This window comes from Micromonospora sp. WMMD558 (assembly GCF_049315255.1).
Classification (GTDB): domain Bacteria; phylum Actinomycetota; class Actinomycetes; order Mycobacteriales; family Micromonosporaceae; genus Micromonospora.
Genome location: NZ_CP186061.1, coordinates 5,566,173 through 5,588,287 on the forward strand (window position 1 = coordinate 5,566,173; position 22,115 = coordinate 5,588,287).

Below are 22,115 nucleotides of genomic sequence, written 5' to 3' on the forward strand. Positions count from 1 at the left end.
CGCGGCTCCCGGTTCGAGGGGGGATGAGGGGTGTGCCGGGTCAGGGGACGCCGCGCAGCACCGCGGCGCCGACCGCGGCCTCGGTGTGCGCGACCAACTCCTTCAGCGGTGGTGGCAGGGCGGCCACGAGCGCGGAGAGCCGGTGGTGGGCCCGGGGGCCGGCGGACCACAGCACCTCGCGACTCAGGCCCGCGGCGGTGACGAGGCCGAGCAGCAGCGCGTCGGCGAGGGTCGGCGCGGGCTCCGACCGCTCCAGCAGCACCCGTAGCCGGGTGGCGGGCCAGGCCGCCGTGTTGGGGTCGAGCGGGACGTACGAGACGCTGGTGCGCAGCAACCGCCGGCTCTCCTGGCGGCGCAGCACACCCGCCCGCGCCAGCCGCTCGCCCACCGAGGTCGTGGCGCTCTGGGCGAGGAAGGTGAGCCAGGTGCGGACGGACTGGTGCTGGGACTCCCCGACGAGCTGGTCGAGGACGGTGTGGGCGAGGGCGTCCGCCGGCGGACGCCGGTTGACGATCGAGAGGAGGCCGGCGGAGACGGTGACGTGTCCGTGAAGGACGAGCTCCCCGAGCAGACCGCCGGCGAGCCCGAGGCCGGTGGCGGTCGGATGCAGCTTCGCCTTGCCCCGGATGTCGTTGTGGGCGATCAGGAAGAACTCGTCGGCGATGAGCAACCGGTCCCTCCCGTACCATCGTCCACAGTGATCGCAACCGGGCAAGGATGCACCCGGCCGATGCGCAATGCAACTCCCGCTTTCGTCGGTTGCACTCCGTGTCCGCGCGACCTGCGGATCTTGTCGTGCCAGACTCGGAGGGTGACCGCGAGCCCGACCGTCCGCCGCCGCCGCATCGCCCGGGAACTCCGCCAGCTCCGCGAACGGGCCGGCATGACCCTGGATGTCGCCGCCCGGCAGCTGGACATGTCCAAGAGCAACCTGTCCCGCATCGAGAACGCCCAGATCGGCATCAAGCCGCGCGACGTGCGCGCCGCCCTGGCCCTGTACCAGGTGACCGGCGCGGACGCCGAGGCGCTGATCGACATCGCCCGCGGCGCCCAGCAGCGGGGCTGGTGGCAGAACTACAGCGACGTGCTGCCGGAGTGGTTCGAGTTCTACGTCGGACTGGAGGCGGAGGCGGCGACGCTGCGCACGTACGAGGCCGAGGCGGTGCCGGGCCTGCTCCAGACCGAGGCGTACGCGCGGGAGGTCTTCCGGCGCACCGCCGGCGAGGAGGGCCTCGAACGGAAGGTCGCCGCGCGCCTGCGCCGCCAGGAGGTGCTGCGCCGGGACGACCCCGTGGAGCTGTCGGTGGTGCTCAACGAGGCGGTGCTGTGCCGCCCGGTCGGCGGCCGCGCCGTGATGGCCGACCAGTTGGCGCACATCGCGAAGGTGGCTCAACTACCGAACGTCACCGTCCAGGTACTACCGTTCTCCGCTGGCGGGCACCCCGCGATGAGCGCGCCGTACGTCGTCCTGACGTTCGCCGACGCGGCCGACGCCGCCGTGGTCTACCTGGAGAATCTCACGACGGGCCTGGCTCTGGAGGAGGCCGGGCACGTCGCCGGGTATAGCCTGGTGCACGAGGAGCTGCGCCGGTTGGCGCTTCGTCCGGAGGCGTCCCAGGCACGTCTGACGGAGGCTTCTCGTAACTTTGCGTGACCGCCGAGGTGGCACGCCGACACGGACGAGAGGTACGCGATGACCGCGCTCGACGGGGCGAAGTGGCGCATCAGCAGCCGCAGTGTGGGTAACGGCAACTGCGTCGAGGTGGCCACGGTGGACGGTCGGATCGCGGTCCGGGACAGCAAGGACCGGCCGGGGCCGGTGCTGGCGTTCCCGCCAGCGGCCTGGCGGGCCTTCGTCTCCGGGGTCGACCGGGTACGCGCCGGCTGACACACCTTCGGGGGCCGGTGTCGACGCCCGCCGGCGTCCGGGTGCGAGACTGTCCCGTGCTCTCCGACGTCCCGCTCGACCTGCCGGTTCGCCCGGCGCTGCCGGCGCTCGTCGGGGCACTGCGTAGCACCGGCACCGGTGTGCTGGTGGCGCCGCCCGGCACCGGCAAGACGACCCTGGTGCCGCTCGCCGTGGCCGACGAGGTGTCCGGCCGGGTGCTGGTGGCCCAGCCGCGCCGGGTCGCCGCCCGCGCGGCCGCGCACCGGATGGCCGCGCTGCTCGGCGAGCAGGTGGGCGAGCGCATCGGGTACGCCGTGCGCGGGGAACGGCGGGCCGGCCCGGGTACCCGGGTCGAGGTGGTCACCACCGGGCTGCTGGTCCGCCGGCTGCACCGCGACCCGGAGCTGGCCGGCACCGACGCCGTCCTGCTCGACGAGATCCACGAACGCCACCTCGACGCCGACCTGGCGCTCGCCTTCGCGGTGGAGGCCCGCGCCGCGCTCCGCCCCGACCTGTGGTTGCTCGGCATGTCGGCGACCCCCGACACGGACCGGGTGGCCGCGCTGCTCGGCGGCGACGCGCCCGCGCCCGTGGTGCGGGCCTCCTCGGCCCTGCATCCGGTGACCCGGATCTGGGCCCCGCCGCCCCGACCGGTCGCCCCGCCCGGTGCCGGCCGGGTCGACCCGGCGCTGCTCGACCACGTCGCCGCCACGGTCCGGCGCGCGCTGCGCGAGCACGACGGTGACGTGCTGGTGTTCCTGCCCGGTGTGGGCGAGGTCGCCGCCGTGGCGGGCCGCCTCGCCGACCTGCGTACCGACGTGGAGGTGCGTTCGCTGCACGGCCGGCAGCGGGCGGCCGACCAGGACGCCGCCCTGCGTCCGTCGCCGCGGCGGCGGGTGGTGCTGGCGACCGCGGTGGCCGAGAGCAGCCTGACCGTCCCGGGCGTACGGGTGGTGGTCGACGCCGGGCTGGCCCGGGTGGCCCGGACGGACCTGGCCCGGGGACTGGGCGCGCTGGTGACCGTGCCGGTGTCGCGGGCAACCGCCACGCAGCGCGCCGGGCGGGCCGGCCGGGAGGCGCCCGGTCACGTCTACCGCTGCTGGTCGGCGGCGACGCACGAACGGCTGGCCGCGCAGCCCGAGCCGGAGATCGCGACGGCCGACCTGACCGGGTTCGCGCTCGACCTCGCCGCCTGGGGCGCGCCCGACGGCCGCGGGCTGGCGCTGCCCGATGCCCCGCCGCCCGCCGCCCTCACCGTGGCGCGGGACACCCTCACCACGCTCGGCGCGCTCGACCGGGACGGCCGGATCACCGACCGGGGCCGGACGATCGCCACGACCGGCGCCCACCCCCGGCTGGCCCGGGCGCTGCTCGACGGGGCGGTCCGGGTGGGCGCGGACCGGGCCGCCGAGATCGTCGCGCTGCTCGCCGAGGAGACCGTGGCCGGTCCCGGCGACGATCTGACCGCCGCGTGGCGCCGGCTCCGCACGGGCGCCGACGCCGCCGCCACGGCCCGCTGGCGAGCGGAGGTACGCCGCCTGCGCGCCGCCCTGCCGGCAGCCGCCCGGCCGACGGCGGGCGGGGCGGCGGCCCGTCGGGGCGACCACCTGCCCGACGATCTGGCGGCCGGTCTGGTGGTCGGTCTCGCCCACCCGGAGCGGCTGGCCCGGGCGCGACGGCCGGGCGGCTCGGCGTACCTGATGACCGGCGGGACCGCGGCGGAGCTGGCGCCCGGGTCGGCGCTGGCGGGGTCGGCGTGGCTGGCGGTCGCAGTGGCCGACCGCTCCCCCGGCGCGCCGGCCGCGCGGATCCGGCTGGCCGCCCCGGTGGACGAGGCCACCGCCCGGGAGGCGGGCGGGCCGCTGCTGGCGACGGCGCGCGAGGTGGCCTGGTCGGGGACGGACGTGGTGGCCCGCGAGGTGGTCCGGCTGGGTGCGCTCGACCTGGTCGAGCGCCCGCTGGCCCGCCCCGACCCGCAGGAGGTGGCCACCGCCCTGCTGGACGGGCTGCGCCGCACCGGCCTGGACCTGCTGACCTGGACGTCGGCGGCACGGGCCCTGCGCGAGCGGCTGGCCTTCTGCCGCGCCGCGCTCGGGGACGAGTGGCCCGCCGTGGACGACGACGCGCTGCTCGGCGCCGCGCCGGTCTGGCTCGGGCCGGAGCTGACCAGCGCCCGCCGCCGGGCCGACCTGGCCCGGGTCGACGTCACCGCCGCGCTGCGCCGGCTGCTTCCCTGGCCGCTCGCCGGCCGCCTCGACGAGCTGGCACCCGAGCGGATCGCCGTGCCGAGCGGCTCGCGGGTGCGGGTCGACTACACCGACCCGGCGGCTCCGGTGCTGGCGGTGAAGCTCCAGGAGACGTTCGGCTGGCGGGAGGCGCCCCGGGTCGCCGGTGGGCGCGTACCGGTGCTGCTGCACCTGCTCTCCCCGGCCGGGCGGCCGGTCGCGGTCACCGGCGACCTGGCGTCCTTCTGGCGGTCCGGCTATCCGCAGGTGCGGGCGGAGCTGCGCGGGCGCTACCCGCGCCACCCGTGGCCGGAGGACCCGACGGCGGCCGAACCGACCCGGCACACCACCCCGCGGCGACGCTGACGGGTCACTCCTCCACCACGTCGGCGACGATGACGGTGACGTTGTCCGGGCCGCCGGCGTGCAGCGCCAGGTCGATCAGCTTGCGGCCGCACTCGGCCCGGTCCGGGTACCCGCCGAGCACCTCGGCGAGGGTGTCGGGCCGGACCACGTTGGACAGGCCGTCGCTGCAGAGCAGCCAACGGTCCCCGGCCCAGGGCACCATCGTGGCGTACGTCGGGGAGACCTCGTCGCCCTGTAACGCCTGCGTGACGACCGCCCGCCGGGGGTGGCTGCTCGCCTGGTCCGGGGTGATCACGCCCTGGTCGACGAGCATCTGCACGAACGTGTCGTCCCGGGTGATCTGCTTGAGCACGCCCTCCCGGAAGAGGTAGGCCCGCGAGTCGCCGACGTGGGCGAGCGCCAGGCAGCTGCCCGTCCGGGCGAACAGGAGCGCGGTCAGCGTGGTCCCCATGCCCTGCCGCTCCGGGTCCTCGCTGACGGCCTGCCGGATCCGGGCGGTGGTCAGCTGGATGCCGCTCTGCAACGCGGCGACCAGCGCGTCCTCCGGAGTCTCCGCGTCCAGCGGACCGACCGAGTTGATCGCGATGGCGCTGGCCAGGTCGCCGGCCGCCATGCCGCCCATCCCGTCGGCGACGGCGACGAGCCAGGTGCCGGCGTAGAGGGCGTCCTGGTTCCCGCTGCGGATCAGCCCACGGTCGCTCGTGCCGAACGAACGCAGCTTCAGGGTCATGGGAGGCAGCCTGCCAGGCCGAGGGTGCCGTTGTCTCTAGGAGATCGGGACCACCGGCGTGGCGCGTCGAATCTCACGTCCGCCGGCCCGTTCGGCTCATCAAGCCGGATCGATTGACAAGGGGTGCCGGGCGCTGGAAACATCGGCCACGACCTGGGAGCGCTCCCAGCTCCACCGCCGCCCGCACCGTCCTGTCCCGGAGGGAAGTCCCGTGACGCCATCCCGACGCCGCCTCGCCCTGCTCGCCGCGGCGGCCACCGTGGCGCTGACCGGCGCCGCCGCCGGTCCCGCCCAGGCCGAACCACCACCCGACGCCCCCGAACAGCTCGACAACGGCGACTTCAGCGCCGGCGTGTCACCCTGGTTCTCGTACGGCACCGGCACGCTCGGCGTCACCGACGGCCGGCTCTGCACCACCGTCCCCGGCGGTCTGGCCAACCCGTGGGACGCCGGCATCGGCCAGGACGGCGTGCCGCTGGTCGCCGGCGCCGAGTACACGCTCGGGTTCGACGTCTCCGCCACGCCCGGCACGGCGGTCAAGGCCGTCCTGCAGCTGGGCAGCGCCCCCTACACCACGTACGCCAGCGTGGACGCCACCGCGACCGGCACCCCCGCCCGGGTGGAGAAGACGTTCACCGTGTCGGACGAGAACCCCGCCGCCCAGCTGATCTTCCAGGTCGGCGGCAGCGCCGCCGAGCAGACCGTCTGCCTCGACAACGTCTCGCTGCGCGGCGGGAACCCGCCCGAGCCGTACGTGCCGGACACCGGACCCCGCGTCCGCGTCAACCAGGTCGGCTACCTGCCCGGCGGGCCGAAGCACGCCACGCTCGTCACCGACGCCACCGAAACGCTGCCGTGGCAGCTCCGCGCCGCCTCCGGCGACGTGGTGGCCAGCGGCGACACCACCCCACGCGGGGTCGACGCCGCCTCCGGGCAGAACGTGCACACGATCGACTTCTCCGCGTACCGGGCGCCGACCGCCGGCCTGACGCTGACCGCCGACGGGGAGACCAGCCACCCGTTCGACGTCTCGGGCGCCCTGTACGACCGGCTCCGCTCCGACGCCGTCCAGTTCTTCTACGCCCAGCGCAGCGGCATCACCATCGACGGCGACCTGCTCGGCGAGGAGTACGCCCGCCCCGCCGGGCACGTCGGCGTCGCCCCGAACCAGGGCGACACCGAGGTGCCCTGCCAGCCGGGCGTCTGCGACTACACCCTCGACGTGCGCGGCGGCTGGTACGACGCCGGCGACCACGGCAAGTACGTGGTCAACGGCGGTATCGCCACGTACCAGCTGCTGAGCACGTTCGAGCGGACCAAGACGGCGGCCACCGCGGACGGCGGCGCGGCGCTCGGCGACAACACCCTGCGGGTGCCGGAGCGCGGCAACGGGGTGCCCGACATCCTCGACGAGGCCCGCTGGGAGCTGGAGTTCCTGCTGCGCATGCAGGTCCCGGCCGGGAAGCCGCTCGCCGGGATGGCCCACCACAAGATCCACGACCGGCAGTGGACCGGGTTGCCGCTGCAACCCCAGGACGACCCGCAGCCGCGCGAGCTGCACCCGCCGTCGACCGCGGCCACCCTCAACCTGGCCGCCGTCGCCGCGCAGTGCGCGCGCCTCTTCGCCCCGTACGACGCGGCCTTCGCGGGCCGCTGCCTTACGGCCGCGAAGACGGCCTACGCCGCCGCCGAGGCCAACCCCGACCGGTACGCGAGCCCGACCGACAGCACCGGCGGCGGGGCGTACGACGACACCGACGTCACCGACGAGTTCTACTGGGCCGCGGCCGAGCTGTACCTGACCACCGGCGCGGCGGCGTACCTGGCCGACGTGACCGCGTCCCCGCACCACACCGGGGACGTGTTCGACGCCCGTGGCTTCGGCTGGCAGGGGGTGGCCGCACTCGGCCGGCTCGACCTGGCCACCGTGCCGAGCGGGCTGCCGGCAGCCGAACGGTCCCGGATCCGCGCCTCGGTCACCGCCGCCGCCGACGCCCACCTCGCCGAGATCGGCCGGCAGGCGTACGGGCTGCCGCTGCCCGGGGACGCCGGCAGCTACTTCTGGGGCGGCAACAGCAACGTCGTCAACAACGCCGTCGTGCTGGCGACCGCGTTCGACCTGACCGGCGACACCACCTACCGCGACGGCGCGGTGCAGGCGATGGACTACATCCTCGGCCGCAACGCCCTCAACATCTCGTACGTGACCGGGTGGGGCGAGCACGCGGCGGAGAACCAGCACAGCCGGATCTTCGCCCACCAACTCGACCCGGACCTGCCGAAGCCGCCCGTCGGCTCCCTCGCCGGCGGGCCGAACGCCGCCCTGCAGGACCCGTTCGCCGCGCAGCTGCTCGCCGGCTGCAAGCCGATGTTCTGCTACGTCGACGACATCAACTCGTACGCCACGAACGAGGTCGCGATCAACTGGAACTCGGCGCTGACCTGGATCGCGTCGTTCCTGGCCGACCAGGGCGACGCCGGTGCGGTGCCGCCGGCGAGCTGCGCGGTCACGTACACCACGCACGGCAGCTGGCCGGGCGGGTTCACCACCCAGGTGACCGTCCGCAACACCGGCACGGCGGCGGTCGACGGCTGGCGCCTCCGGTTCGCCTTCACCGTCGACCAGAAGGTCGGCCATGCGTGGTCGGCGAAGGTCACCCAGTCCGGGGCGACGGTCACGGCGACGGACCAGTCGTGGAACGCGCGGATCAAGCCGGGCGGCTCGGTGACCTTCGGCTTCAACGGCAGCACCGGCAGCGGCGCCAACCCGACGCCGGGCCTGTTCACCCTGAACGGCAGACCCTGCACGTCCTGACCCCGGCGGCGGGGTGCGGGCCCGGGCGGCCAGCACCCGCAAGATCCGCGCAACGTCACGGAAAGTGCTGTCTCCTCGGCCTGGGAGGCAGCACTTTCCGTGAACGTGCCGCCTGCTCCGTGCGCCCCGGAGTCGTCGTCACCCGGCCGCGACCACCCACGAGCTCATCGCTCCCCGACGAGCGACTTCACGAAGACCTGCTCGGTCTTGACCGCGCGGAACCCGCGCCCCCGGTAGAAGGCGTGTGCCGCGTTCCGTTCGCTGCCGGAGAGCACCTGCGCGGCCGTGAGCCCCCGGTCGCGCGCCCACTCCTCGGCGGCGACCAGCAGCGAGCCGCCCTCACCGGCCCCCCGCCGGTCAGCGGCGACGACCAGGCCGACGATCTCGAGCCGGTCACCGTGCACCAGGCTCGTGCCGTGCCGGGCGTGCAGCCAGCCGGTCACCTGCTCCCCCTCGACCGACACGAGCACGACATGCCCGGGCGGCAGGGTGGCGAGCCGGCGGTGGACCTCGCCGGTCTCCGCCGGGTAGCCGAGTTCGCCGATGAGGGCGGTGACCGCCGGCGCGTCGTCGGGTCGCGCCGTACGAACCTCGGGCGTCATCGTTCCTCCGCTGTGACCGGTGTCGCGTCCGCCGGGCACCCTACCGGGACAGACAGGACCTACGGTCGGTCCATGGCGATCGACGGTGGGGCGACGGCAGCGTCCCGCCGGCGCCGCACCCGCCGGACCCGAGCGCGGCCGCCGGTGGCAGGTCTCATGTCGACACTCCTTCCGGTGCCACCGCCCGGCGCGCTGCGCACGCTGTCGGCGGCCACGCTCGCCAACACGGTCGGCACCGGCCTCTGGGTGACCGGCTCGGCGCTGTACCTGACCCGAGTGGTCGGGATAAGCCCGTCGACCGTCGGCGTCGGGCTCACCGTCGCCGGACTGGTCGGGCTCGCCGCCAGCGTTCCGCTCGGTGGCCTCGCCGACCGGCGTGACCCGCGGACGCTGCGCGCCGCGCTCCAGGTGCTGCAGGCCGGGGTCGCCGGGGCGTACCTGCTGGTCGACTCCGTCGCGGTCTTCCTCGTGGTGGCCGTGCTGGACGCGCTCCTGGTCTCCGGCAACCTCGCCGTCCGCGCCGCCCTGATCGCCGCCGTGGCCGGGCCGGACGGGCGGGTGCACGCCTTCGCCACCCTGCGCGCGGTCGCCAACGTGGGGATCGCCGTCGGCACCGCGCTGGCCGGGCTCGCGCTCGCCGCGGACACCCGCGAGGGGTACGACCTGCTGGTGGTCGGCAACGCCGCCACGTACCTGCTCTCCGCGGCGCTGCTCATGCGGCTGCCCGCCGGCCCGCCGAGGCCGGTGACCGGGCCGCGACGGCCGGGACGGCCCCTGCGCGACCTGCCCTTCCTCGCGGTGAGCGGGGCGTCGGCGGTGTTGTCCCTGCACTGGGTGGTGCTCACTCTGGTGCTGCCGTTGTGGGTGGTCGGGCGTACCGGCGCACCGCCGGTCACGGTGTCGGCGGTGCTGCTGGTGAACACCGTGCTCACCGTGCTGCTGGCGGTACGGCTCGGCCGGGGCGTGAACCAGGCCGGTCCGGCGGCGACCAGGATGCGTCACGCCGGGCTCGTGCTGGCGGCGACCACGCCGCTGTACGCCGCCACGGCCGGCCTGCCCCTGCCGTTGGCGGTGGGGCTGCTGCTGACCACCACCGTCGGGTACACGATCGGGGACCTGTGGCACGGCACGGCCGGTGCCGGGCTCGCCTACGACCTCGCGGCGCCGGACGCGGTCGGGGCCTACCAGGGCGTGGACGGCCTGCTCTCCGGGCTGGCCCGCGCGATCGGTCCGGCCCTGCTGACGGTCGTGGTGCTCGGCGGCGGCACGGCCGGCTGGTTGGGCCTGGGTGTGCTGTTCGCGGTCACCGGTCTCGCCGTGCCGGCGCTGACCCGGCGCGCCCTCGCCGATCGCCGCGCGCCCGCGACGCCCGGCCCCGCACCACCCTGACCGCGTTCCCCCTCACTCCCATTCGCCGACGAAGAGCGGCGCGACGGGGCGCTCCCGGCGCCCGATCCGCAGATCCCCGAAGATCGTGCTCCGCTCCGCCCGCTCGACCTCCGCGTCCAGGTCGATCCGCAGCTCCTCGGAGGCGTCGTGGGCGGCGCCGATCAGCACGATCTCGGTCCCCGGGTGGTCGAGGAAACCGGGCGGGTCGACCGGGGCGAACCGGCGGCCGTGGAACCGGCGTCGCAGCGCGGCGGGCAGCGTGGCCTTCCGGGCGCCGCGCAGGCCCACCCCGGGCGGCGAGGGCGCCTCGGGGTTCTTCACCGTGACGATGTAGCTCGCCTCCGGCTCGATGCTGAGTTCGTGCTGTGCCGCGCCGGGACGCAACGGCAGCTCCAGCTGGTACGCGAGGTGGGTGTGGTCGTCATGCCGGGCGATGACGTACGCGCCCTCCGCCACCGGCCGGGCCGGCGGCTGCTCCCGTTCGCCGCGGGTCCTCGTCCGGTACTCCCGCGCCCGGAGGGTCCCGTGCAGTTGCTCGGGCCGGTCCACCACCTCGTCGACGAACGCCCAGAACCGGTCGTGCTCGTCGATGTCCGGCAGCCGCTTGCGCCCGACCACCAGCAGCCGCAGGTGCCGCCCCTGCCACGGATGCATGATCACCAACAGCCGATGCACCTCGGCCAGGGAGTCGACGTGCTCCTCCTGCACGCGCGGGCGGTAGAGGAAGTAGATGTCCCCGTCCTCGAGCAGTTCGGCCATTGGCGGCGCGTACCCGAAAAAGTCGCTGTCCCACCGATCGTCGCAAACGGCCGGACGCGCCAGATCCTGGACGTTCGCCGGCACCTCCAGGGGCCGGTTCCGGCACGGACACGCGTGCAGCAGGATGGACCCGTGACCGATGATCTCTCCTTGCGGCCCGGCGGGCCGGCGGACGTCAACGCCGTGCTGCGGTTGCTCGACGACGCGACCGCCTGGCTGGTCGCCCGGGGGGGCACCGGCCAGTGGGGCAGCGAACCCGCGTCGACCGACCCCCGCCGCACGGCCCAGGCCGACGCGTGGGCGAACGGCGACGGGCTGTGGCTGGCGCAGCTCGGCCAACGCCCCGTCGGCGCGCTGGTCGTCGGCTCGGCCACCGACTACGTGCCACCCGCCACGGAACCGGAGCTGTACGTGAACCTGCTGGTCACCGACCGCGCGCACGCCGGGCACGGGATCGGTGGCCGGCTGCTCGCGCACGCGGCGGACCTGGCCCGCGAGCGTGGCGTCGACCTGCTGCGGGTCGACTGCTACGCCGGTAGCGACGGCGCGCTGGTGCGCTGGTACGAGCGGCAGGGCTTCACCCGCACCGAGCCGTTCACCGTCAAGCGGCCGGGCCGGGAGCCCTGGCCGGGTCAGGTCCTGGCGCGGCGGCTGGGCTGAGTCGGCCGGTCTCCTCGTCGACGAAGCACCACCGCTCAGCCGGCGGTACGCAGCTTCGGCAGCACCTCCGCGCCGAAGGCGTCGATGAACGCCCGCTGTTCCTGTCCCACGTGGTGCAGGGCGATCTGGTCGAAGCCGAGATCGACGTACTCCGCCAGCCAGCCGACGTGCCGGCCCAGGTCGGCGGAGACGTTGACGACCTCGTGCACCTTGGCCATCGGCACGTCGGCGGACACCACGTCGAAGTGGTCCACCATCTCCAGGTCCCAGCAGACCGGCGGGGCGAACACGTTGCTGCGCCACTGGTCGTACGCGATCGCCTCGGCCTCGGCCTGCTCGGGCGCCCAGCTGACGTGCACCTGGAGGTGCAGGGGACCGCGCCCGCCGGCGTCCCGGTACGCGTCGATCATGCGCCGCAGGTGGTCGGCCGGCGCGTTGACGGTGATCAGCCCGTCGGCCCACTCCGCGCACCAGCGCGCGGTCTCGACGCTGACCGCCGCGCCGACCAGCGCCGGGGGCTCCTCCGGCCGGGTCCACAACCGCGCCCGGTCCACCCGGACCAGGCCGTCGTGGCTGACCTCCTCGCCGGCGAGCAGCGCGCGGATCACGTCGACGCATTCGCGCAGCCGCGCGGCGCGGACGTCCTTGCGCGGCCAACCGTCGCCGGTGATGTGCTCGTTGCTCGCCTCGCCGGTGCCGAGGGCGGCCCAGAACCGACCCGGGTACATGGCGGCGAGGGTGCCGACGGCCTGGGCGATGATGGCCGGGTGGTACCGCTGGCCGGGCGCGTTGACCACGCCGAAGGACAGGTTGGTGGCCTGGAGGGCGGCGCCGAGCCAGGACCAGGCGAACCCGGAGTGGCCCTGGCGGGCGCTCCACGGGGAGAAGTGGTCCGAGGACATCGCCGCGCCGAACCCGGCCCGCTCGGCGTGGACCACCGCGTCCAGGAGGGCGCGGGGGTGGATCTGCTCGTGGGACGCGTGGAACCCGAACACCGTCATGTCGTCGTTCCCTACCCACGGCCGGGCGGCGGTAAGCAAGGGCCCCTTGTTAACGCCTGGCGTTGTACAAGGGGCCCTTCTTAACGCGTCACTCGGCGTGGGCGCCCGCCGAGGCGGTGCTCCCGCCCTCGCCGCCCACCCACACCGTCTTGATGTTGCAGAACTCGCGCATGCCCAGCGCCGACAACTCCCGCCCGTAGCCGGAGTTCTTCACGCCGCCGAAGGGCAGGTCGGGGAACGAGGTGGTCATGCCGTTGACGAAGACGTTGCCGGCGTCCAGGTCGACCGCGAACCGCTCCTGCTCGCCCGGGTCCCGCGTCCAGGCGTTGGAGCCGAGGCCGAAGGAGGTGCCGTTGGCGACCTCGATCGCCTCCTCGTACGAGGACACGCGGAAGAGGCCGGCGACCGGCCCGAAGACCTCCTCGGTCCACATGCGCATCTCCGGCGTCAGGTCGGTGACCACGGTCGGCGGGTAGTACCAGCCCTCCCCCGCCGGCTTCTCGCCGCCGCAGAGGACCGTCGCGCCCCGGTCGACGGCGTCGCGGACCTGCGCGTCGATCTCGTCGCGGCCGCCCTCGCTGGCCAGCGGACCGACGTCGGTGGCGTCGTCCATCGGGTCGCCGACCTTCAGGGCGGACATCCGTGCCGCGAACCGCTCGGCGAAGGCGTCGAACACGTCGGTGTGGACGATGAAGCGCTTCGCGGCGATGCAGGACTGGCCGTTGTTCTGGCAGCGTGCGGTGGTGGCGACCGCGGCGGCCCGGTCCAGGTCCGCCGAGGGCATCACCACGAACGGGTCGCTGCCGCCGAGTTCCAGTACGGTCTTCTTCAGCTCCCGGCCGGCGATCTGCGCGATCGAGCGGCCGGCGCGCTCGCTGCCGGTGAGCGTGGCGGCCCGCACCCGGGGGTCGCTGAGGATCGTGTCGACGGCCTCGGAGCCGACCAGCAGCGCCGTGAACGCCCCCTCGGGGAAGCCGGCACGGCGGAACAGGTCCTCCAGCAGCAGGGCGGTCTGCGGCACGTTGGAGGCGTGCTTGAGCAGGCCGGTGTTGCCGGCCATCAACGCCGGGGCGGCGAAGCGCATCACCTGCCACAGCGGGAAGTTCCACGGCATGACCGCGAGGACCGGCCCGATCGGCTGGTACCGGACGAACGCCCGCGCCGCCTGCACGGCCTTCGCGTCGGCGGGCTCGTCGGCGAGGAACTCGGCCGCCTTCGCGGCGTAGAAGCGGCAGGCGGTCGCGCACTTGGTCACCTCGGCCTGCGCCGCGGCGTACGTCTTGCCCATCTCCGTGGTCATCAGCCGCGCGGTCTCGTCCCGCTCGGCCTCCAGCAGGTCGGCGGCGGCGGTGAGCCACCGGCCGCGCTGCTCGACGGTGGTGTCGCGCAACTGCCGGTACGCGAGGTCCGCCCGCCCGATCGCGGCGTCGACCTGCTCGGCCGACATCGCGTCGTACGTCTTGAGCGTCTGTCCGGTGGCGGGATTGACGGTGGCGATGGGCATCTCGTACTCCTGTCACTCGAACAGCGAGTGCCGCGCGCCCGGCTCCTCCCGGCGGCGCGCGGCCCGACGGCGCTGGATGATCACCAGGTCGACGACGGCGACCACGGCGAAGATCGCGCAGAGGACGCCCAGCCACACCACCTCGGCCCAGAACGCCAGCACGGCGAAGATCGCCATGGTGACCAGGCCGAAGCCGGCGAGCAGGAGGCGGAGGTTGAGCGCGCTGTAGGCGTGGCCGACCGTGCCACGGGCGCGCCGGGGCTGCGATCTCGTCATCACCCCGACCTACCCGCCCACACCGCGCTTAACCCGCGCGCCCCGGCGTTTCCGGGGGATGGCGTCCCCGCAGCCGGGTATTCCGTGCCGGGCCCGGCGGTCCCGTGGGCCCCGTCACCGGCCTCGTGGGTTGCGTTACACCACCCCCTCGTGACCGGGCCGGCCCGGGCGACGGCAGGGAGCATGGAGGGCATGACCATGACCCACGCGATGCCGGTGACCGTCGCGATCGCGCGACGCACCGACCCCGCCCGCACCGACGAGATGGTGGCGTGGATGCGCGCCGGTACCGCGCTCGCCGAGGCGTTTCCCGGCTTCCTCGGCGCCGGATGGGTCCGGAGCGCGCCCGGGTCCGGCGAGTGGCACATGCTGTACCGGTTCGCCGACCACGAGACGCTGCGCCGCTGGGAGGAGTCGCCGCAGCGGCACTGGTGGCTGGCTTCCGCGCAGGGCATCGTCGAGCACACCCGGGTCGAGCGGCGAACGGGGATCGAGGGCTGGTTCGAGCCGCCGCGGGAGCACGTCGTCGAGCCGGTGAGCGCGGAGCCGACCGTCCCCCCGCCGTCGCCGCCGCGCTGGAAGCAGGCGGTCACGATCTGGTTGGCGTTCTTTCCGCTCAGCCTCACCGCGACGCTGCTGACCAGCTCGTTCATCCCGGGTGTCCCGCTGGCGGTACGCGTACTGATCATGACCTTGACGTTGACGCCGCTGATGACGTACCTGGTGCTGCCGCGGATCACCCGGGCGCTCGGCTGGTGGCTGCACGGGCAGCGGGCACCCCGGCGCATACCACGCTGAGCGGGACGGCGGCACCGCTCTGCCGCATACCCGACACCATCGGATGACCTCAGCGGGCCACGCATAGAGTTACCGCGCTGTCGCTCTCTGCTTGGCGGACTGGGGAAGTCATGCCTCGACGTTGGGTCACCGCCGTCGCCTGCCTGCTCGCGCTGGCCGCACTCGCCTGCGAGGAAGGAGGCGAGGCGGCACCTCGCCCCACCCGCGGCTCCGCGGCCCCCGGCGCGGGCGGGATCGCGGCCCTCGGCGACTCGATCACCACCGGTTTCGGCTCCTGCCTGGTGCTCACCTCGTGCCAGCGCAACTCCTGGTCGACCGGGGACAGCCTGCGGGTGGACAGCCACTACCGCCGGCTGCTCGACCAGGAGCCGGCGCTGCGCGGCCGGGCGTACAACCACGCGCGGCCGGGCGCGCGGGCCGAGGCGCTGGCCGGGCAGGCCGAACGGGCGGCCCGGGACAAGCCGGACCGGGTGACCGTGCTCATCGGCGCGAACGACGTCTGCCGGGGCGGTGTGGAGGCGATGACCCCGGTGAAGCGCTTCCGCGCCGACATCGACCGAGGGCTGCGGGTGCTGCGCAGCGAGCGGCCCAAGGCGCGGGTGCTGGTGGTGAGCCTCCCCGACCTGTACCGGCTGTGGGAGGTCGGGCACACCGACGAGCGGGCCGTACGGGCCTGGCGCCGGGGGATCTGCCCCGCGCTGCTGGCGAACCCCACCTCGACCGACCCACTGGACCGCGCCCGGCGGGCCGCCGTGCGGGAGCGGATCGCCGACTACAACGCGCAGCTCGCCGCCGCCTGCAAGGCGTACGGCTCCCGCTGCCGGTACGACGGCGGGGCCGCCCACCGGGTGCGGTTCAACCTCGACCTGGTGAACCCGCTGGACTGGTTCCACCCCAACGCCGCCGGGCAGGACAAGCTGGCCGAGGTCACCTGGCGGGCGTGGGGGCGGGCGACCTGAGGGCGGCCGGGCTCACCCCTGACGCTGTTCCGGCAGCCCACCGCCGCCGTGCTGCCGGTACAGGGCGCGCGACCGCGCCGCGAGGTCCTTCGTGGCGGAGGAGTTGGCCCAGGTGCCGAGGATGATGGCCGCGCCCGGCACCACCTTCGCGAACATCCGCTTCGCCGCCCGCACCCCGGCCATCTGGGCCAGCCGGACGCCGAGCCGCAGCATCACGCGGCCGAGCGGGGCCTGCCCGCCGGACCCGAACAGCGCCCCGGCGCGTTCCCGGCCGGCGGCCACGCCGAGCGCCAGGCGGGCACTCTGGGCCACCTTGTGCACCTTCTGCAGCACCAGCAGGTCGGTGGCCCGGTCGGGGTGGGCGGCGTCCACGCCGTACGCGGCGGCGACGTGCAGCACCATCCGGGCCTGCGTCCAGGCCAGCACGCCCACGTCGATCACCGCACCGGGCAGCCCGGCCGCACCGGAGACCGCGCCGGAGAGCCGTGCGTGGTTGACGAACTTGCGGACCGCCTGCTCGGCCAGCACCTCGGCGGACACCCCGGGCTGCTCGGCCCGGGCCCGCTCCGCCCACTGCGCCGCCTCCGGGCCGAGCCGGCGTACCGCCTCCAGGGCGAGGTGCTCCGGGGCGTACTGCGGGTCCGCCCGCATCCGGTCCCAGAGCCCGGCGGGCGGAGCCTCCGGAACGGCGGGCGGCACCGACGCCGCCACGGGCGGCGGGGTCGGGGCCGCGGGCGGCTGCGGCGGGAGGGCGACGGGCTGGCCGTCGGTGGGCACGGCATCGGTCACGAGGGTCTCCCGAGGGGTTGCCTGAGGTGGGACGTCGGGGGTCAGCGGCGGTGCTGGAGCTTGGCGGCGAGGCCCTTCAGCTTCTGCTGCGTGGACGGCTTGGCCAGCTCCCGGCGGCCACGGTCGATCAACTGCTGCCCCTTGGGCGAGCGCAGGAACGTGCTGATCCGCTGCATGAGAGACATCTCGTCCTCCTCGTCGTGCTGCCTGTATCCATGTGTACCGCGCAGCGACAACGTCTGTACCCCGGTTGCCACACCGGGAACCGTCCACTGTGGCGGGAGCGTACCGCCCGGACCGGCAATGATCACCACCGTCGTCCGTTCGGCGGATACCCGCGTCCGCCATCCGGTCGCCATCCGGGCCGTGGACGGCCGCCAGGCGGCAACCCGGGAGGGGTACGGAGGAATGCATCACGATGGCGGGTACGTTCCCCCAACCGGGTGCCGTCCGCGAGCGGCCACCCGTACGCACGTCCCAGGGAGGTCCGCACCGGTGCTCGACCCACACGAGCTCTACGAACTCGCCGACGATCTGCCCGACCTCGGTCAGCCGGTCCTGATCCAGGCGCTGTCCGGCTTCGTCGACGCCGGCAACGCCACCCGGCTCGCCCGCGAGCAACTGCTCACGTCGCTCGACGCGCGGCCGATCGCCCGGTTCGACCTGGACCAGCTCTTCGACTACCGCTCACGCCGGCCGGTGATGACCTTCGTCGAGGACCACTGGGAGTCGTACGACGCGCCGGCGCTGGAGCTGCACCTGCTCCACGACGACGACGAGACCCCGTTCCTGCTGCTCACCGGCCCCGAGCCGGACCTGCAGTGGGAGCGGTTCGTGGCCGCCGTGGCCGGGCTCGCCGCGCGGCTGGACGTCCGGCTGACGGTCGGCCTGAACGCCATTCCGATGGCGGTCCCCCACACCCGCCCCACCGGTGTCACCGCGCACGCCACCCGGCGCGACCTCATCGCCGGCTACGAGCCGTGGCTCCAACGGGTGCAGGTGCCGGGCAGCGTGGGCCACCTGCTGGAGTACCGGCTCGGCGAGCAGGGCCGCGACGCGCTCGGCTTCGCCGCGCACGTGCCGCACTACGTGGCCCAGACCGAGTACCCGGCGGCCGCCGAGGTGCTCCTCGCCTCGGTCTCCCGCAGCACCGGGCTGCTCCTGCCCCGCGACGGCCTGCGGGCCGCCGCCGAGGTGGTCCGGGTCGAGATCGACCGGCAGGTCGCCCAGACCGAGGACGCCGCCGCGCTGGTCCGGGCCCTCGAGGAGCAGTACGACGCGTTCGCCCGCGGTCGCGGCGAGAAGAACCTGCTCGCCCCCGAGCCCGGCTCCCTGCCGACCGCCGACGAGCTCGGCGCCGAACTGGAACGCTTCCTGGCCGAGCAGTCCCGCCCCAACGACGGCCCCGGCAGCTGAAGTGCAAGGAAGGGCCCCTTCTTAACGCCTGGCGTATAGGAAGGGCCCCTTCTTAACGCCCACCGCCGCCGGCCCGCCGCCCGGCCGCTCACACGCCCCGGCCCGCCGCCCGGCCGCTCACACGCCCCGGCCCCGCGACACGCGCCCGGCCGGGCGGCGGGCCGGCGGCGGATCAGGCAGGCTGGAGGCATGCGCCTGGCGACGTGGAACGTCAACTCCGTGAAGGCCCGCCTGCCCCGCCTGCTCGACTGGCTGGCCGGCACGAAGCCCGACGTCGTCTGCCTTCAGGAGACGAAGTGCCCGGACGGGGCGTTCCCGGTGGCCGAGGTCGGCGACCTGGGCTACACGGCGGCCAGCCACAGCGACGGCCGGTGGAACGGTGTCGCCATCCTGTCCCGGGTCGGCCTGGCCGACGTGACCGTCGGGTTCCCCGGCGAGCCCGGCTTCCCCGACCCGGAGGCCCGTGCCCTCTCCGCCACCTGCGACGGGCTGCGGGTCTGGTCGGTGTACGTCCCCAACGGCCGCACGCCGGAGGACCCGCATTACGCGTACAAGCTGGCCTGGCTCGCGGCCCTGCGGGACGCGCTCGAGGTCGAGCTGACCGGGGCGCTGCCGGTGGCGGTCTGCGGTGACTACAACGTCGCCCCCACCGACGCGGACGTGTGGGACCCGGCGCTGTTCACCCACTCCACCCACGTCACGCCGGCCGAGCGGGCCGCCCTGGCGGCCCTGCGGGACCTGGGCCTCTCGGACGTGGTGCCGACCCCGATGAAGGGCCCCCACCCGTTCACGTACTGGGACTACCGGGCCGGGATGTTCCACCAGAACAAGGGCATGCGGATCGACCTGGTGTACGCCTCGGCGCCGTTCGCGCGCGCGGTCCGCTCGGCGTATGTGGACCGGGAGGCCCGCAAGGGCAAGGGCCCCTCCGACCACGCCCCGATCGTCGTCGACGCCGACCTGGTCCCGGCCGTCGAGTCGTTCTGACCCGTCCGGCCGAACGGCACGCGCGCGTCGTCGAACGTCGGGTTCCGCACTGCGGCCCGCCCGGGCGACCGGCACCCGCGCCGACGTCCAAGGCGGCCCGGCCGCACGCCGTGACCAGGGCCTGTCCTGCCGGTCATGTCGAGCCGAGGCGAGGTCCAGGCGGCGATCCGGCAAGGCGGAGATTCGTCCGGATACCGGTGTTGTATCCGGACGAATCTTTCAACGCCGCCGGGCGTCGCCTGGATCCGCCGCAGGCCGGCTGATGATCGGCAGGACAGGCCCTAGGGTGGGAGCCATGGCAGTCGTGAAGATCAACGCAATCGACGTCCCGCCGGGAGCCGGCGAGGAGCTGGAGAAGCGTTTCGCCGCCCGGGCCGGTGCGGTGGAGAACTCCCCGGGCTTCCTCGGCTTCGAGCTGCTGCGCCCGGTGGCCGGCGAGAACCGGTACTTCGTCTACACGCGCTGGGAGAGCGAGGAGGCGTACCAGGCCTGGGCCGCCGGCCCCTCCCGCGCCGCCCACGCCACGCCCCCGGGTGAGCAGCCCCGCAAGCCGGTCGCCTCCGGCGCCACCCTGCTGGAGTTCGAGGTGGTCCAGTCCGTCCCACCCCGGGCCTGACCCAGCTCCCACCCCGCCGCCACGTTGATCATGAGGTTAGCGGGTGGTTTTGCCCGATTCCCATCCGTCAACCTCATGATCAACCGGGCGGGTCACCGGACAGGTCACCGGGCAGGTCACCGGGCAGGTCACCGGGCGGGTCACGGGGTGCGGGAGGAGACCAGGGTGGCGAAGGCGATGACGTTGTCGGCGTAGCCGGTGCGGCCACCGACCCAGTCGCCGCCGCAGGTGATCAGGCGCAGGCCGGGCGTCCCCTCGTCGTTGTAGACCCGTTCGGCGGGGAGCTGGTCCTTCGGAAAGTGCTCCACCGAGTCCACCCGGAACAGCACCACCGAGTCGTCGGCGCGGGTCACCTCGATCGTGTCCCCGGCGCGCAGCTTGTGCAGGTCGTGGAAGACCGACGGGCCGCGTTTGGTGTCCACGTGGCCGACGATGACCGCCCAGCCCGGCTCCCCCGGGGTCGGGCCGCGGTCGTACCAGCCGGTCTCCTCGGCGCGTTCCAACGGCGGTACGGCGATCGAGCCGTCCCGGGCCTGGCCCACCGGCTCGACCGGGGCCGAGACCTCGATGGCGGGTACGGCCAGGCGGACGGGGCGGCTCGCACCCAGGCCACCCCGCTCACCACGGGCCGGCCGGTCGGCGTTGGCCGTGGTGGCCCAGTCCAGCGGCCCCACGGTGCGCCCGAGCCCGGCGCCGGTCGCGAAGACCCCGACCAGCACCAGCACGACGGCCAGCGGAACCGACCACGGCGACCGGCGGCCCGTACGGGCGGCCGGCCTGGAGGCGGACGAGGATGCCATGGTCGTGGTCAGCGTCGGGCGGCGCCACGCGGCCGACGGGTGGACACCAACCACACGACCAGGCCGGTCACCGTCAGGGCGACCCCACCCGGCAGCAGCAGCCCGCCCGCCGCGTCACCGGCCGCGCCGCCGAACCCGGTGGCCGGGCCGCGACTGGGCCGGACCGACCTCACGACCTGGAGCATCGTCGACGCGCTCTCGCCGTCCCGGCACTCCAGCTTGACCCGGTAGTTCCCCGGCAGCGTGCGTTCCCGCACCATCGGCGTCGCCGTCAGCAACCCGTGCTGCGGCTGCACCTGGACCCGCCCGAACGCGTCGGACCACACCACCGCCGGTATCGAGTTGTCCCGGCAGCTCGCCCGGATGCCGACCAGGAAGCCGGGCTGGACGGTGCTCGGGCTCACCTCGACGAAGACGGTCGGCGGCTGGGGCTGCGGCGCACCCGAGGGCGCGGGCGCGGCGACCGCAACGGCCCCCACCGGACGGGCGGCCGGCGCGGCGGTGAGCGGACGGCCGTCGGGCAGCGCACCACGGGCGAGGCCGGCGGCCCGCGGCGGGGCGGCCGTGGCGGGCGTAACGGCGAACAGCGGGGCAGCGGCCGCGGCGAGCAGCGGCCCGACGATCGCAGCCGCGATCGAGAGCGCGAGGCCACCGCGGGTCACCGTCACCACAACCCCCTCCCGGCGCAGCGGCCGGGCACCACAGACGCCCGGTCTGCCGTACGGGTGGATCCTCTCATCCCCCGTCGTACATCACATCCGGTGCGGCGCGGTCCTCGCGTACGCTCGGATCGCTGTGACCGCCACCGACTTTCCCACCACCGCCGCCGCGCGGAGCGTCCGCACCTTCCACCCGCGTCGCGGCCGGATGACCGCCCGCCAGACCGCGGCGCTGGAGCGGCTCTGGCCGGTCCACGGCCTGGCCGTCCCGGACGTGCCCGGCACTCCGGTGGACCCGGCCCACCTGTTCCCCCGGCGGGCCCCGCTGGTGCTGGAGATCGGTTCCGGGATGGGCGACACCACCGCGGCGATGGCCGCCGCCGACCCGGATCGAGACTATCTGGCGGTCGAGGTGCACACGCCCGGAATCGCCAACCTCCTCGACCTGGTGGAACGGCACGGGCTGGGCAACGTCCGGGTGGCCCGGGGCGATGCGTTGGACCTGGTCAGCGGCCTGCCCGACGCATCCCTGGACGCGGTGCACGTCTTCTTCCCGGACCCTTGGCCGAAGTCGCGGCACCACAAGCGGCGGATCATCCAGCCGGCCCACGTGGCGCTGCTCCGCTCCCGGCTCGTCGCCGGCGGGACGCTGCACTGCGCGACGGACTGGGCCGAGTACGCCGAGGCGATGCGGGAGACGCTGGACGCCGACCCGGGGCTGGCGAACACCCACGACGGGTTCGCCCCGCGCCCCGCGCACCGGCCGGTGACGAAGTTCGAACGCCGCGCCCTGACCGCCGGCCGCCCCATCGCCGACCTGATCTACCGCCGCCGGTGAAAGGAAGGGCCCCTTCTTAACGCCTGGCGAGGTGGAAG

Annotated in this window: 23 protein-coding genes; 12 read left to right on the top strand and 11 right to left on the bottom strand. The window is 74.6% G+C overall.

Translation table 11 applies throughout. The annotated features are described in order from the left end of the window. Nucleotides 1-40: 40 nt before the first annotated feature. Entirely contained in the window at nt 41-670 is a 630-nt protein-coding gene (locus ACN26Y_RS26540; RefSeq protein ID WP_155332883.1) for a GOLPH3/VPS74 family protein, read from the bottom strand. A gap of 141 nt (nt 671-811) precedes the next feature. Here ACN26Y_RS26540 and ACN26Y_RS26545 point away from each other — a divergent pair, with 141 nt between their 5' ends. The 3 genes from ACN26Y_RS26545 to hrpB are packed head-to-tail and all read left to right on the top strand — an operon-like array spanning nt 812 to nt 4,479. Then, nucleotides 812-1,654, top strand: a complete 843-nt coding sequence (locus ACN26Y_RS26545) for a helix-turn-helix domain-containing protein (RefSeq protein WP_155332884.1) — start codon at nt 812-814, stop codon at nt 1,652-1,654. 39 nt (nt 1,655-1,693) lie between these two features. Beyond that, a complete protein-coding gene (locus tag ACN26Y_RS26550) occupies nt 1,694-1,888 on the top strand; it encodes a DUF397 domain-containing protein (RefSeq protein ID WP_155332885.1) in 195 nt (64 codons plus the stop codon). Nucleotides 1,889-1,944: 56 nt separating this feature from the next. Then, nucleotides 1,945-4,479, top strand: a complete 2,535-nt coding sequence (hrpB, locus tag ACN26Y_RS26555; protein WP_422733702.1) for an ATP-dependent helicase HrpB — start codon at nt 1,945-1,947, stop codon at nt 4,477-4,479. 4 nt (nt 4,480-4,483) lie between these two features. Here the strand turns inward: hrpB and ACN26Y_RS26560 are convergent, their stop codons facing one another. Continuing rightward, complete coding sequence (locus ACN26Y_RS26560; RefSeq protein WP_155332887.1) at nt 4,484-5,209, bottom strand: PP2C family protein-serine/threonine phosphatase; 726 nt, start codon at nt 5,207-5,209, stop codon at nt 4,484-4,486. Between the two features lie 211 nt (nt 5,210-5,420). On the opposite strand from ACN26Y_RS26560, the gene ACN26Y_RS26565 reads away from it, so the two are divergent. Beyond that, a complete protein-coding gene (locus tag ACN26Y_RS26565; RefSeq protein ID WP_422733703.1) occupies nt 5,421-8,024 on the top strand; it encodes a glycoside hydrolase family 9 protein in 2,604 nt (867 codons plus the stop codon). A 164-nt stretch (nt 8,025-8,188) separates the two neighbouring features. Here the strand turns inward: ACN26Y_RS26565 and ACN26Y_RS26570 are convergent, their stop codons facing one another. Beyond that, a complete protein-coding gene (locus ACN26Y_RS26570) occupies nt 8,189-8,626 on the bottom strand; it encodes a GNAT family N-acetyltransferase (protein WP_155332889.1) in 438 nt (145 codons plus the stop codon). Between the two features lie 156 nt (nt 8,627-8,782). Here ACN26Y_RS26570 and ACN26Y_RS26575 point away from each other — a divergent pair, with 156 nt between their 5' ends. Further along, entirely contained in the window at nt 8,783-10,015 is a 1,233-nt protein-coding gene (locus ACN26Y_RS26575; RefSeq protein ID WP_155332890.1) for an MFS transporter, read from the top strand. Between the two features lie 12 nt (nt 10,016-10,027). Here the strand turns inward: ACN26Y_RS26575 and ACN26Y_RS26580 are convergent, their stop codons facing one another. Then, on the bottom strand, nt 10,028-10,774 hold the full coding sequence (locus ACN26Y_RS26580; protein ID WP_422733704.1) for a hypothetical protein: 747 nt from the start codon (nt 10,772-10,774) through the stop codon (nt 10,028-10,030). Between the two features lie 132 nt (nt 10,775-10,906). On the opposite strand from ACN26Y_RS26580, the gene ACN26Y_RS26585 reads away from it, so the two are divergent. Further along, a complete protein-coding gene (locus ACN26Y_RS26585) occupies nt 10,907-11,434 on the top strand; it encodes a GNAT family N-acetyltransferase (protein ID WP_422733705.1) in 528 nt (175 codons plus the stop codon). Nucleotides 11,435-11,469: 35 nt separating this feature from the next. Here the strand turns inward: ACN26Y_RS26585 and ACN26Y_RS26590 are convergent, their stop codons facing one another. The 3 genes from ACN26Y_RS26590 to ACN26Y_RS26600 form a co-directional block, all read right to left on the bottom strand. Then, nucleotides 11,470-12,435 (bottom strand): TIGR03885 family FMN-dependent LLM class oxidoreductase, encoded by a 966-nt coding sequence (locus ACN26Y_RS26590; protein ID WP_155332893.1) that lies wholly within the window; start codon nt 12,433-12,435, stop codon nt 11,470-11,472. Nucleotides 12,436-12,523: 88 nt separating this feature from the next. Continuing rightward, nucleotides 12,524-13,939 carry an NADP-dependent succinic semialdehyde dehydrogenase gene (locus ACN26Y_RS26595; protein WP_155332894.1) on the bottom strand — a complete coding sequence of 472 codons (1,416 nt, stop codon included), beginning with the start codon at nt 13,937-13,939 and terminating at the stop codon, nt 12,524-12,526. A gap of 12 nt (nt 13,940-13,951) precedes the next feature. Then, on the bottom strand, nt 13,952-14,215 hold the full coding sequence (locus ACN26Y_RS26600; RefSeq protein ID WP_155332895.1) for a DUF6343 family protein: 264 nt from the start codon (nt 14,213-14,215) through the stop codon (nt 13,952-13,954). 192 nt (nt 14,216-14,407) lie between these two features. Here ACN26Y_RS26600 and ACN26Y_RS26605 point away from each other — a divergent pair, with 192 nt between their 5' ends. Together ACN26Y_RS26605 and ACN26Y_RS26610 are read left to right on the top strand one after the other, a co-directional pair. After that, nucleotides 14,408-15,013 (top strand): antibiotic biosynthesis monooxygenase, encoded by a 606-nt coding sequence (locus ACN26Y_RS26605; RefSeq protein WP_155332896.1) that lies wholly within the window; start codon nt 14,408-14,410, stop codon nt 15,011-15,013. Between the two features lie 110 nt (nt 15,014-15,123). Then, complete coding sequence (locus ACN26Y_RS26610) at nt 15,124-15,972, top strand: GDSL-type esterase/lipase family protein (protein WP_155332897.1); 849 nt, start codon at nt 15,124-15,126, stop codon at nt 15,970-15,972. 12 nt (nt 15,973-15,984) lie between these two features. On the opposite strand, the gene ACN26Y_RS26615 is transcribed toward ACN26Y_RS26610, so the two are convergent. Together ACN26Y_RS26615 and ACN26Y_RS26620 are read right to left on the bottom strand one after the other, a co-directional pair. Beyond that, the gene (locus tag ACN26Y_RS26615) at nt 15,985-16,761 is read right to left on the bottom strand and encodes an EcsC family protein (RefSeq protein WP_155332898.1); all 777 of its coding nucleotides are present in this window, start codon (nt 16,759-16,761) and stop codon (nt 15,985-15,987) included. A 41-nt stretch (nt 16,762-16,802) separates the two neighbouring features. Further along, nucleotides 16,803-16,946 carry a hypothetical protein gene (locus ACN26Y_RS26620; protein ID WP_196255697.1) on the bottom strand — a complete coding sequence of 48 codons (144 nt, stop codon included), beginning with the start codon at nt 16,944-16,946 and terminating at the stop codon, nt 16,803-16,805. 310 nt (nt 16,947-17,256) lie between these two features. Between ACN26Y_RS26620 and ACN26Y_RS26625 the strand changes: the two genes are divergently transcribed. The 3 genes from ACN26Y_RS26625 (at nt 17,257) to ACN26Y_RS26635 (ending at nt 19,780) form a co-directional block, all read left to right on the top strand. Continuing rightward, nucleotides 17,257-18,177 carry a proteasome assembly chaperone family protein gene (locus ACN26Y_RS26625; protein ID WP_422733706.1) on the top strand — a complete coding sequence of 307 codons (921 nt, stop codon included), beginning with the start codon at nt 17,257-17,259 and terminating at the stop codon, nt 18,175-18,177. Nucleotides 18,178-18,366: 189 nt separating this feature from the next. Next, nucleotides 18,367-19,164, top strand: a complete 798-nt coding sequence (locus tag ACN26Y_RS26630; RefSeq protein ID WP_155332900.1) for an exodeoxyribonuclease III — start codon at nt 18,367-18,369, stop codon at nt 19,162-19,164. Between the two features lie 295 nt (nt 19,165-19,459). Next, a complete protein-coding gene (locus ACN26Y_RS26635) occupies nt 19,460-19,780 on the top strand; it encodes an antibiotic biosynthesis monooxygenase family protein (protein ID WP_155332901.1) in 321 nt (106 codons plus the stop codon). Between the two features lie 140 nt (nt 19,781-19,920). On the opposite strand, the gene ACN26Y_RS26640 is transcribed toward ACN26Y_RS26635, so the two are convergent. Together ACN26Y_RS26640 and ACN26Y_RS26645 are read right to left on the bottom strand one after the other, a co-directional pair. Beyond that, complete coding sequence (locus ACN26Y_RS26640) at nt 19,921-20,580, bottom strand: class F sortase (protein ID WP_196255698.1); 660 nt, start codon at nt 20,578-20,580, stop codon at nt 19,921-19,923. A gap of 8 nt (nt 20,581-20,588) precedes the next feature. After that, a complete protein-coding gene (locus ACN26Y_RS26645; RefSeq protein WP_155332902.1) occupies nt 20,589-21,251 on the bottom strand; it encodes a hypothetical protein in 663 nt (220 codons plus the stop codon). Between the two features lie 124 nt (nt 21,252-21,375). Here ACN26Y_RS26645 and trmB point away from each other — a divergent pair, with 124 nt between their 5' ends. Continuing rightward, on the top strand, nt 21,376-22,077 hold the full coding sequence (gene trmB / locus ACN26Y_RS26650) for a tRNA (guanosine(46)-N7)-methyltransferase TrmB (protein ID WP_422733707.1): 702 nt from the start codon (nt 21,376-21,378) through the stop codon (nt 22,075-22,077). The last annotated feature ends 38 nt before the right edge of the window (nt 22,078-22,115 follow it).

Coding starts and splice junctions, on each gene's coding strand:
- ACN26Y_RS26550 (WP_155332885.1), top strand. CDS start 1,694: ATGACCGCGCTCGACGGGGCGAAGTGGCGCATCAGCAGCCGCAGTGTG.
- ACN26Y_RS26560 (WP_155332887.1), bottom strand. CDS start 5,209: ATGACCCTGAAGCTGCGTTCGTTCGGCACGAGCGACCGTGGGCTGATC.
- ACN26Y_RS26570 (WP_155332889.1), bottom strand. CDS start 8,626: ATGACGCCCGAGGTTCGTACGGCGCGACCCGACGACGCGCCGGCGGTC.
- ACN26Y_RS26575 (WP_155332890.1), top strand. CDS start 8,783: ATGTCGACACTCCTTCCGGTGCCACCGCCCGGCGCGCTGCGCACGCTG.
- ACN26Y_RS26580 (WP_422733704.1), bottom strand. CDS start 10,774: ATGGCCGAACTGCTCGAGGACGGGGACATCTACTTCCTCTACCGCCCG.
- ACN26Y_RS26590 (WP_155332893.1), bottom strand. CDS start 12,435: ATGACGGTGTTCGGGTTCCACGCGTCCCACGAGCAGATCCACCCCCGC.
- ACN26Y_RS26595 (WP_155332894.1), bottom strand. CDS start 13,939: ATGCCCATCGCCACCGTCAATCCCGCCACCGGACAGACGCTCAAGACG.
- ACN26Y_RS26600 (WP_155332895.1), bottom strand. CDS start 14,215: ATGACGAGATCGCAGCCCCGGCGCGCCCGTGGCACGGTCGGCCACGCC.
- ACN26Y_RS26605 (WP_155332896.1), top strand. CDS start 14,408: ATGACCATGACCCACGCGATGCCGGTGACCGTCGCGATCGCGCGACGC.
- ACN26Y_RS26610 (WP_155332897.1), top strand. CDS start 15,124: ATGCCTCGACGTTGGGTCACCGCCGTCGCCTGCCTGCTCGCGCTGGCC.
- ACN26Y_RS26620 (WP_196255697.1), bottom strand. CDS start 16,946: ATGTCTCTCATGCAGCGGATCAGCACGTTCCTGCGCTCGCCCAAGGGG.
- ACN26Y_RS26630 (WP_155332900.1), top strand. CDS start 18,367: ATGCGCCTGGCGACGTGGAACGTCAACTCCGTGAAGGCCCGCCTGCCC.
- ACN26Y_RS26635 (WP_155332901.1), top strand. CDS start 19,460: ATGGCAGTCGTGAAGATCAACGCAATCGACGTCCCGCCGGGAGCCGGC.
- ACN26Y_RS26640 (WP_196255698.1), bottom strand. CDS start 20,580: ATGGCATCCTCGTCCGCCTCCAGGCCGGCCGCCCGTACGGGCCGCCGG.